Origin of the sequence: Nonomuraea sp. NPDC049421 (assembly GCF_040677005.1) — a bacterium.
Lineage (GTDB): Bacteria > Actinomycetota > Actinomycetes > Streptosporangiales > Streptosporangiaceae > Nonomuraea > Nonomuraea salmonea.
The window spans coordinates 238,417-247,687 of record NZ_JBFAQA010000013.1 but is presented as its reverse complement, the minus strand read 5'-3'; the positions used below and the strand labels follow the sequence as shown (position 1 = coordinate 247,687).

At 67.8% G+C, this 9,271-nt stretch carries 10 protein-coding genes and 1 pseudogene; 1 reads left to right on the top strand and 10 read right to left on the bottom strand.

Features of this window, described 5'->3' with window-relative positions; all coding sequences use genetic code 11:
* From AB0K18_RS23820 to AB0K18_RS23800, 5 genes and pseudogenes are all read right to left on the bottom strand, one after another.
* Positions 1-749: pseudogene (locus tag AB0K18_RS23820) on the bottom strand (DNA-directed RNA polymerase subunit beta); the annotation flags it as partial.
* 445 nt (positions 750-1,194) lie between these two features.
* Positions 1,195-1,692, bottom strand: coding sequence for a hypothetical protein (locus tag AB0K18_RS23815; protein WP_364917718.1), 498 nt, complete (start codon positions 1,690-1,692; stop codon positions 1,195-1,197).
* On the bottom strand, positions 1,689-2,189 hold the full coding sequence (locus tag AB0K18_RS23810) for a hypothetical protein (RefSeq protein ID WP_364917715.1): 501 nt from the start codon (positions 2,187-2,189) through the stop codon (positions 1,689-1,691). The genes AB0K18_RS23815 and AB0K18_RS23810 overlap by 4 nt, the downstream gene beginning before the upstream one ends.
* A 386-nt stretch (positions 2,190-2,575) precedes the next feature.
* Positions 2,576-3,577, bottom strand: coding sequence for an ABC transporter ATP-binding protein (locus AB0K18_RS23805; RefSeq protein ID WP_364917712.1), 1,002 nt, complete (start codon positions 3,575-3,577; stop codon positions 2,576-2,578).
* Positions 3,578-3,693: 116 nt separating this feature from the next.
* Positions 3,694-4,308, bottom strand: a complete 615-nt coding sequence (locus AB0K18_RS23800; RefSeq protein WP_364917709.1) for a TetR family transcriptional regulator — start codon at positions 4,306-4,308, stop codon at positions 3,694-3,696.
* Between the two features lie 88 nt (positions 4,309-4,396).
* On the opposite strand from AB0K18_RS23800, the gene AB0K18_RS23795 reads away from it, so the two are divergent.
* Entirely contained in the window at positions 4,397-4,786 is a 390-nt protein-coding gene (locus AB0K18_RS23795) for a nuclear transport factor 2 family protein (protein WP_364917706.1), read from the top strand.
* A 91-nt stretch (positions 4,787-4,877) separates the two neighbouring features.
* On the opposite strand, the gene rplL is transcribed toward AB0K18_RS23795, so the two are convergent.
* The 5 genes from rplL to rplK form a co-directional block, all read right to left on the bottom strand.
* Positions 4,878-5,273, bottom strand: a complete 396-nt coding sequence (rplL, locus tag AB0K18_RS23790; protein ID WP_355429723.1) for a 50S ribosomal protein L7/L12 — start codon at positions 5,271-5,273, stop codon at positions 4,878-4,880.
* Positions 5,274-5,345: 72 nt separating this feature from the next.
* On the bottom strand, positions 5,346-5,870 hold the full coding sequence (gene rplJ / locus AB0K18_RS23785; protein WP_345395607.1) for a 50S ribosomal protein L10: 525 nt from the start codon (positions 5,868-5,870) through the stop codon (positions 5,346-5,348).
* A gap of 237 nt (positions 5,871-6,107) precedes the next feature.
* Positions 6,108-6,932 carry an LppX_LprAFG lipoprotein gene (locus AB0K18_RS23780; RefSeq protein ID WP_364917704.1) on the bottom strand — a complete coding sequence of 275 codons (825 nt, stop codon included), beginning with the start codon at positions 6,930-6,932 and terminating at the stop codon, positions 6,108-6,110.
* 1,060 nt (positions 6,933-7,992) lie between these two features.
* Positions 7,993-8,712, bottom strand: a complete 720-nt coding sequence (gene rplA / locus AB0K18_RS23775) for a 50S ribosomal protein L1 (protein WP_355429716.1) — start codon at positions 8,710-8,712, stop codon at positions 7,993-7,995.
* Between the two features lie 68 nt (positions 8,713-8,780).
* On the bottom strand, positions 8,781-9,212 hold the full coding sequence (rplK, locus tag AB0K18_RS23770; protein WP_355429713.1) for a 50S ribosomal protein L11: 432 nt from the start codon (positions 9,210-9,212) through the stop codon (positions 8,781-8,783).
* Positions 9,213-9,271: the final 59 nt, after the last annotated feature.

Sequence of the window (9,271 nt, the reverse complement as noted above, 5' to 3'; positions counted from 1 at the left end):
GTGTGGTCCTTCTCCAGGGTGGCCCGCATCGACTCGTACTGGCCGAAGCGCTCGAGAATCTGTTCGTTGGTCCATCCCAGTGCCTTGAGAAGCACGGTGACGGCCTGCTTGCGCTTACGGTCGATGCGCACACCGACGCTGTCGCGCTTGTCGATCTCGAACTCGAGCCAGGCACCCCGCGACGGGATGACCTTGCACCCGTAGAGGTCCTTGTCGGAGGTCTTGTCGACACTGCGTTCGAAGTAGACGCCGGGCGAGCGGACCAGCTGCGAGACCACGACTCGTTCGGTGCCGTTGATGATGAAAGTGCCCTTGGGCGTCATGAGCGGGAAGTCGCCCATGAACACCGTCTGGCTCTTGATCTCACCGGTGGTGTTATTGATGAACTCCGCCGTCACGAACATCGGGGCGGAGAAGGTCATGTCCTTCTCTTTGCACTCATCTACGGAGTACTTCGGCGGCTCGAACCGGTGATCCCGGAACGACAAGGACATGGTCCCCGAGAAGTCCTCGATAGGACTGATCTCTTCGAAGATCTCTTCGAGACCCGACTGGGTCGGGACGTCCCTGCGCCCGGCCTGGCGAGCCGCCTCTACCCGGGCCTTCCACTTCTCGTTTCCGAGCAGCCAGTCGAAAGACTCGGTCTGCAGAGCGAGAAGGTCAGGAACTTCGAGAGGCTCCTGGATGCGCGCAAAAGAGACGCGACGGGGACCAGCGGGTACGGCGGAGGCGTTGCGCGAGGCTGCCAACAGATGTCCTTCCGAGGGCTCGCGGCGGACTGACTACACGCACGCCAGACAACCTCGCAACGTGAGCAAGCATCGCGGGTCGTCAAAGGGCAGCGCAAAGGGGCAGTGTAGCCGAACGGCACACGCCTGTCCACTTCGCCCTCGCTGCATGCTCCACGTTGGTCGCAGCATCGCCCGTTCAGGCGGAAACGTCAAGCCCACAAGCCCGACTTTTAGCCGACTCAGGGCCCGGACGCTGGGTTTTCTCCCCTGTGTGACTGATCGCCTACCGCCAGGCCCAAGACGATACCCGCGAACGGGGGCGGTTAACGCTCCGTCACACCGGGGTGCGAACCCATGCCGACAACCGGTGTTGCGATGACCTAGGTACCCCTGCCAAAGGCAGCACTAAACCTGAATTTTGGTAACAATTGACGGTAGCGGCGCGCCCGTGATCTCCAGGGCCTCACGCGGTGCCCAGCAGCGTGGACAGGCCCGCCACCAGCCAGCGCGAATCTTGCCGGACCATGACGAACCTTGCCCGGTTCTGGGTGAACTCTTGCTGGAGTCCTTCTTTGCCGGGGATCTCCTTGACCGTACCAGTGTTCACGAACAGCAGAACCTCTACCTTGCCGGGCTTGGCGCGCTCGACCCCGGCCGCCGCCACGGTCACGCTCTGGACGATCTTCTGCTCCTTCGCCCGCGACACGAGAGTCCTGGTCAGCTCCTTGTAGTGCTCGGTCAGCTCGCCGGTCGTGAACGTGCCGGCCCGCGCCAGGTCCTCCTCGATCGTGCGGTAGTCGTACGAGAGCAGATCGGGCGCGAGCCTCTTGGCCTCGGCCACCGCCGCCCTGGCCGCCGTCTCGGCCTCGCGCAGGTCGCGCAGGTTGAACCACATGGTCGGCACGAGCACCGCGCCCACCGTCACGAGCAGGCTCAGCAGCACGATCGCGAAGATCCTCACGGCACCTGCACCACCTTCGACACCAGCCACTGCCCGCCGCTCTTGGTCAGGTCCATCTGCCAGCGGTAATAGCGCTCCTGAGGCGCGCTGCGCGACCCCTCCCAGCGGATCTCCACATCCGCGACGACCAGCACCCGCGCCGTGGTGGCGGTCATCGAGACCAGGCCGGTCGCGCGGAGCACGCCGTGCTGGACGACTTTGTTCTCGAGCGTGGTGTTCCTGAGTTTGCCGAGGTTGGCCTCGTACTCCTTCCTCGCCGCCCCCGTCGAGGTGTCGAGTATGCGGCGTACGTCGGTGTCGACGCTCTTGTGGTCGAGCGACATCAGGTTCTTCGCGTGCTCGCCCGCCGCCGCCAGCGCCGCCCGCCTGTCGCCCGACCTGCCCTGCTCCTCGCGCGCCTGGGCGGCGATCCACACGCCCGTGCCCACCAGGACCGCCAGGACCCCGCTGAGCGCCGCCATGAGGATGCGGGCGGGCCGAGCACCGAGTCCTGCCACCTGTGCTCACTCCCCTCCCGGCCGGCCGCTGCCGGATCATAACGCGACACCCGCCGCCTAAGCCCCCTAATCGACAGAGGCGGTTTGGGACGGCAGGGAGGCCCGCTCTCGGGCAGGAAACGGGCACGGAGCGCACTTGCCCCACCATTCATGCCTAAGCCCCGCAAATGCCTCCAGAAGGCCCTGAGAGCGCCCTGGGAGCGCATCGAGGGCCTGGAGGGGTGTGAGGACCGCGAGGGAACCTGGAAGCCAGGTGACGCCGTGCAGGGTCACCTGCGCCGCTCGGTGCCCAGCGGTCAGGGGATGCCGTGGAGGTGCCCTGGGCCTGGTACGCCGGCGGTCAGGTGACACGCCGAGGAGGTGCCCTGCGCTTGGTGCGCCGGCAGTCAGGTGGCGCCGTGGAGGTGCGCCTGGAGCAGGCGGGGGTACTCCCGGAGCCAGTCGCGGCCCTGCTCGTCCACGAACGACCCCTCGGGCGGCGTCACGCCATTGGCCGCCAGCCACTCGCCGGGCGGCCGCTGTGTACGGCGGACGCGCCCGCCGGACGGCATGAGCTGCGGCGGGATCGGCGGCAGGACACCGGGATCGTGCCCCATCCGCGCCTCGGCCTCCAGCTCCGAGACGTCCTTCTCCTCGGACATCCCGATGGGCCCGTGCCTCCTGGCGTTCATGAACTGCCGCACCACCGGCTCGTCGCTGGACAGCAGCATCTCCCGCGGCCCGAACATCACCAGCTCCCGCCGGAACAGCAGCCCGATGTCGTCGGGCACCGTACGGGCGGTGTTGATGTCGTGCGTGACGATCAGGAACGTCGCCTCGATGTCGGCGTTGATGTCCACGATGAGCTGGTTGAGGAACGCCGTACGGACGGGGTCGAGCCCCGAGTCCGGCTCGTCGAACAGGATGATCTCCGGCTCCAGCACCAGCGCCCTGGCCAGGCCCGCCCGCTTGCGCATGCCGCCGGAGATCTCCCCCGGCAGCTTCGACTCGGCGCCCAGCAGGCCGACGAGGTCGATCTTCTCCATGACGATCCGGCGGATCTGCGTCTCGCTCTTCCGCGTGTGCTCGCGCAGCGGGAAAGCGATGTTGTCGTAGAGATTGAGCGAGCCGAACAGGGCGCCGTCCTGGAAGAGCACGCCGAAGAGCCGGCGCAGCTCGTAGAGCGTGTTCTCGTCACAGGTGGCCAGGTCGTGGCCGTCGATCCAGATGTGGCCGCGGTCGGGTCGCAGCAGGCCGACCAGCGTCTTGAGGAAGACCGACTTGCCGGTGCCAGAAGGGCCGAGCAGGACGGAGATCTCGCCCGCGGGCAGCGTGAGCGAGACGTCCTCCCAGATGACCTGCCGCCCGAACGACTTCGTCAGCCCGTCCACCACGACTTCGACGCCCACCTGGTCACCTTCCGGTCGCAGGATGTGCTCGGGACGTGACGCGCCCGCGCCACCGCCTTCACGGTAACGGCGGGCCGCCTGACGAGAACCTGTTCCAGCAGCTTGTTACCGGGCGGTTATCGCGGGTCCTGCCCGGTGAGCGCGCGCAGGCTCGGGCGCAGCAGCCGGGCGATCTCCTCCTCGGGCACGTCGCGCAGCTCGTCCAGCTCCAGGAGCTGATGGCCGACCGTGACGCCCAGCAGGACCAGCGTCATCAGCGCCGCACGCAGCCGCGCGTCCTCGCCCGGCATGGTCTCCGCGACCCGGTCGATCTGCTCCCCCAGCGCCCGGCGCGCCGACACCGCGGCATCGGGGTGGGTGAGCATCGAACGCAGCATCGCCAGCCGGCTCTGCGACAGCTCGCCCAGCTTCATGGGCAACGTGCCCAGCAGCCGCTCCACGGCCTCCTCGACGGCCGCCTGAGCGTCGCCGGGATCCGGCCCTCCAACCTGCCCGCGACCGGACCTGCCACCTGGGGCCGGCGTCACCTCCACGGCCCGCTGGAACAGCTCCTGCTTGCTGCCGAAGTACTGCATCACCAGCGCGGGATCCACCCCTGCCGCCTTGGCCACGGCCCTGATGGTGGCGCGTTCGTACCCCATGTCGGCGAAAAGGGACCGCGCGGCGTCGAGAATCCGCGCCTCGGTCCTGCGCCGCCGCTCAGCGCGCGGAAGCGCCGTCTCCTCACCCACGCCCCGACTCTACACGCGTTGACCGAACCGCCATTTTCGCTCTACGCTCGTTGAGTCAACAACCGTTGAGCGAACGGGTGATCGTCCCATGTCCGTCGAAGAGATCATCACCGCCTACCACGCGGCCATGCTGCACAAGTCCCCCGACGAGCTGGCCGACCTGTACGCCGAGGACGGCCTGCACGAGTTCCCCTTCGGGGCGGCGCCGCCGTTCCAGGGAAGGGAGGAGGTCCGTCGGGGCTACCACGCGATGTGGGACGCCACGCCGTTCGAGATCGACGAGGTACGCCGGGTCGCCGTGCACCGCACCGAGGACCCGGAGGTGGTCGTCGTGGAGCAGACCGTCCACGGCACGGTCGCCGGCCGCCACCTCAGCGTCCCCGGCCTCCTCGTCCTGCGCGTCAGGGACGGCGGCATCGTCCACACCAGGGACTACATGGATACCAGCGCCATCGCGAGGATCCACGAAGCGGCCTGACCGGCTCAGGAAACGCGAAAAGAGGCGGCACACCCGGCACCAGGGTGTGTCCGCCTCTTCTCGTTGAGCTGTGCGTGAAGCGAAGGGGAAGTTACTTCACGGTCACGGTGGCGCCGGCGCCCTCGAGGGCAGCCTTGGCCTTCTCCGCCTGCTCCTTGTTGACCTTGCCGTCGAAGACCGGCTTCGGAGCGCCGTCGACCAGGTCCTTGGCCTCCTTGAGGCCCAGGGACGTCAGGGCGCGGATCTCCTTGATGACCTGGATCTTCTTGTCGCCGGCAGCCTCGAGGATGACGTCGAACTCGTCCTGCTCCTCGGCCGCGGGGGCCTCGCCACCGGCAGCGCCGGCAGCCGGAGCGGCGGCGACCGCGACCGGGGCGGCGGCCTTGACGTCGAAGGTCTCCTCGAAGACCTTCACGAACTCGGACAGCTCGAGGAGGGTCATCTCCTTGAAAGCGTCGAGCAGCTCGTCGGTGCTGAGCTTCGCCATGATGGTTTCCTTACGTTAGGACTTGCTAGAAAACTGGGAACGGGACCGCGGTGTGCTGCGGCAACCCCCGTGCTACTCGCCCGCCTCGTCGCGCTTGGCGCGCAGGGCCTCGGCCAGCTGAGCCATCTGCGTGGGCAGAGCGGCGAACATCGCGGCCGCGGCGCTCTGCTTGGCCTTCATGGCACCGGCCAGCTTCGCGAGGAGAACCTCGCGGGACTCGAGGTCGGCAAGCTTGGTGATCTCGGCGGCGTCGAGCGCCTTGCCCTCGAGGACGCCACCCTTGATCACCAGGAGGGGATTGGCCTTGGCGAAGTCACGCAGACCCTTGGCCGCCTCGACAACGTCGCCGTTGACGAACGCGATCGCGGTCGGACCGGTGAGCAGGCTGTCGAGGCCCGCGACGCCGGCCTCGTTGGCCGCGATCTTGGTCAGGGTGTTCTTCGCCACGGCGAACTTCGCATTCTCACCGAGAGCAGTGCGCAGCTCCTTGAGCTGAGCGACGGTGAGACCGCGGTACTCGGTCAGAACGGCGGCGGCGCTGCCCTCGAACTCGCTCTTGAGCTCGGCAACCGCTGTCGCCTTATCCGCCCTCGCCATGGGCCTCCTTCCAGATGTGCCACCGGCGAAGGCCCCCGACATGAGAACAGCCCCGGGCGCAGGGCGCACGGGGCTCACGCACACGGAATGACCCATGTGGGAAACTCGCATCACACCTGCGCGGGCCGTCCACATGACGTGGATCCTTCGGTCGCCAGATTTAGAGCACCTGACGACGACCGGCGGTCTTCGGCAACGACCAGCGTACGTGCTGGCCGCCGAGTTTCCAAATCGTTCTCAGTTGGTGGTGTCCTTCGGCAGCTCACCGACCTGGTCGGCGGGCGGGGCCTGGATGCTGACCGGCTCGTTGAAGCCCTTGAAGAACAGGGTGGCGTCGAGCGTGGCGCCGTCCTTGGAGCCGTTCAGAGCGATCTTGCGGGGCAGCCCGTCGGCCGCCACCCAGATGTCGAACTTGATGTCCTTGAGCTCGGCCAGGCCGTCACGGGCCTGCTCCTGCTTGTCGGCCGGCAGTTGCCGCACGGCGGCCTCCACCGGGAAGGTGCCGCTGTAGTGGGTGGTGTCCTCGCCGTTGACGGTCTCGTTGCCGGCGGCCTTGACGTCCTGCGAGGCCGTGATCAGCTTGGTCATGTTGCCGAGGTCGAACTGCTGCACCTGGGTGAGCACCTCGTTCACCTCGCCAGAGCCGCCGTCGGCGTCCTTGAGCGGAACCTTGATCCACGGCTTGGTCGCGCCCAGCAGCTCCTTGAGCGCCTCGACCTTGACGTAGACGGTGTCGCCCTGCAGCACGGCGCGGACACCGCCGGGGACGCTGCGCTGCCCCATGTCCACCGTGTCCAGGGTGAGGTCGGCCGCGAGCTGGGGCTTGCTCTGGTAGAGCATGCGACCCTGCACCTTGCCGCTGCCCTCCTGGGGGTGCGTCAGGTTCACCACGGCGTCGACCGTGTAGCTCGTGACCTCTGCGGTCTTCTGCGCGGCCTGGGTGAGCACCTCGGACGCGGCCAGGTTGACCTGGATGGGCTGGGCGTTCGATCCACAACCGGCGACCGCGGCCACGACTAGTGCGGCTCCGGCCGCGGTCATACTTATCGTGCGCTTCAGCATGTCCTTGACCCTACGTTTACTTTTCCTGCTGTGGCGGCTTCCCCCGACAAATAGGGGAAAACCCAGGGTTATCCCTCACACGCCCTGCACACTTCCCACACACCATGAAAACCCCCAGCTCACCGGACACCCTTCCCCCACAGAAACACCCCAAGCACGCCGCTGAGACCCGCCGAGGGACGCGCGGGAAGCGCGAGTGAGGGAGAAAGCACCGCCGGCACCGCCACCGCGCCTGTCAGCACGGCTGAGGAGAGCCCGGGCAACGGGAAACGGCAACGCCCCTCCTCCCGCAGAGGACGGATCCAAGGGCTGAGCACGGCACACCAGCCGGCCTCCGCCAAGCTCACACCCAGGCCCGCGCGAGCCGCGGAACCTCAGCGCGGGCATGAAGCGACGGCACTCCGGCACGAGAGACTCGGGCGAGGACTGCCAGAACCCTGCCCAAGAGGGCGGGGCAGGCAGGAGAACGACAGCGTCCCCCACAAGGGGCCTGAGGTGGGCAATGACGGCGTCCCCGCCCGAGAACTCGGCTGCGAGTGCTGGAAGAAGGCCCAGCGCCCCCTGCGCGAGAGGATGAGCGCGAACGGCGCTCCCACCGAGGGCTCGGATGCGACCACCCCCAGAAGCACGGCGCCCAACGGCCCTGCGCCAGAAGCTGAGGAGAGGGGGCGGCGCCCCGCGGAATGGGTCGGGTGGAGGCAGGCAGGAGTGCCGAGGCTCAGCTGTCCGCCTCAGCCGGGGCACCGCAGCGCCCCTGCGCAGGAAAAGGCGGGGCGAAATCGCAGCGTTCCCGTGCCGGCGACTCTGGCGCGAGAACCGCAGCGTCTCCGTGTCGGCGGTGCTGGCGCGAGAACCGCAGCGTCTCCGTGTCGGCGGCGCTGGTGTGGAAACCGCAGCGTCTCCGTGTCGGCGGCGCTGGTGTGGAAACCGCAGCGTCTCCGTGCGGGCGGCGCCGGCATGGGGATCGCAGTGTTCTCGTGTCAGGGGCCCTTGCGTGGAAACGACGACGCCCCCGCCCGAAGCGAACTCGGGCGGGGGCGTCGCTGTGAAGCGTGGGAGGTCAGCTCTCCAGGTCGGCCGTGAGGCCGCGGGTGAGGTTGGGGTCGACCGGGACGCCCGGGCCCATCGTGGTGGAGAAGGTGACCTTCTTCAGGTAACGGCCCTTGGCCGCCGACGGCTTGAGACGCAGCACCTCGTCAAGGGCGGCGGCGTAGTTCTCGATGAGCTGGCGCTCGCCGAACGACGTCTTGCCGATGATGAAGTGCAGGTTGGCCTGCCGGTCGGTGCGGAACTCGATCTTGCCGCCCTTGATCTCCGTCACGGCCTTGGCGACGTCGGGCGTCACGGTGCCGGTCTTGGGGTTGGGCATGAGACCGCGCGGGCCGAGGACGCGGCCGAGGCGGCCGACCTTGCCCATGAGGTCGGGCGTGGCGACCACGGCGTCGAACTCGTTGAGCCGGTTGCCCTTGGAGATCTCGTCGATCAGTTCGTCGGCGCCGACGATGTCGGCACCCGCCTCGCGGGCCGCCTCGGCACGGTCACCGGTCGCGAAGACCAGGACCCGGGCGGTCTTACCGGTGCCGTGCGGGAGGTTGACCGTGCCGCGCACGATCTGGTCGGCCTTGCGAGGGTCGACGCCCAGCCGGAGAGCTACCTCGACGGTGGCGTCGAACTTGGTGGTCGACGTCTCCTTGGCCAGCTTCGCGGCCTCGACGGGCGTGTAGAGCTTGTCGCGGTCGATTTTGGCTGCCGCGTCCTTGTGCGCCTTGCTGCGCTGCATTCTGTACTCCTAGTGGTGTGCGGGCCGACGGTCAGGACGGCCCTCCCACGACTTCTTGCGGGAAGGTCTTACTCGGCGATCGTGATGCCCATCGACCGGGCGGTGCCGGCGATGATCTTCTCGGCCGCCTCGATGTCGTTGGCGTTGAGGTCGGGCATCTTCGTCTCGGCGATGCTGCGCAGCTGCTCGCGGCTGAGCTTGCCCACCTTGTCGCGGTGCGGGACGGCGCTGCCCTTGTCGAGGCCGAGCGCCTTCTTGATCAGCTCGGGGGCCGGCGGCGTCTTCGTGATGAAGCTGAAGCTGCGGTCCTCGAAGATGGTGATCTCAACGGGGATGATGTTGCCCCGCTGCGACTCCGTGGCAGCGTTGTACTGCTTGACGAAGTCCATGATGTTGACGCCGTGGGGACCGAGGGCGGTACCCACCGGCGGCGCCGGGGTGGCCTGGCCAGCGGGGAGCTGGACCTTCACCAGTGCGGCGATTTTCTTCTTCGGAGGCATGTGTCCTTCTCCGGGTCCTGATTGCGATGCGGTCAGAGCCGCGGTTGCGCCCCTGACAT